Source organism: Gemella sp. GH3, from assembly GCF_013415425.1.
Classification (GTDB): domain Bacteria; phylum Bacillota; class Bacilli; order Staphylococcales; family Gemellaceae; genus Gemelliphila.
Window position 1 is genome coordinate 1 of sequence record NZ_JACBYC010000186.1, and the last position, 552, is coordinate 552.

Sequence of the window (552 nt, forward strand, 5' to 3'; positions counted from 1 at the left end):
ATTGATCCTATAGTCATTATGGCTGAATTTATTTTAAGTGCACAAAAGATTGTCTCTAGGACGATAGACCCAGTTAAAGAAGCTGTTGTGACATTTGGGATGGTACAAGCTGGATCAACAGATAGTGTTATTCCGGATACCGCCTTTTGTAAAGGAACTGTTCGTACATTTGACACCGAGCTACAAAACCATATTAAGAATAAAATGGATAAACTATTACAGGGCTTAGCTGTTGCTAATGATATTACTTATGACATGAATTATATTAAAGGCTATTTACCTGTACACAATCATCCGCAATCTTATGAGGTTGTTAAACAAGCAGCGAATGATTTACATTTAAGATTTAATGAATCAGATTTGATGATGATTGGCGAAGATTTTTCACATTATCTTAAAGTACGTCCAGGTGCCTTTTTCTTAACAGGTTGTGGTAATGAGGATAAAGGTATAACCGCGCCACATCATAATCCATACTTTGATATAGATGAATCATCTTTTAAATATGCTGCAAGCGAATTTCTTAAAATACTAGAAATTGAACATGTATTT

1 protein-coding gene is annotated in these 552 nt (G+C 33.9%); it reads left to right on the forward strand.

The features are described 5' to 3' along the window. Positions 1 to 552 (forward strand): M20/M25/M40 family metallo-hydrolase (locus HZY83_RS06965; protein WP_179943327.1); only part of this gene is annotated, 552 nt, incomplete at both ends.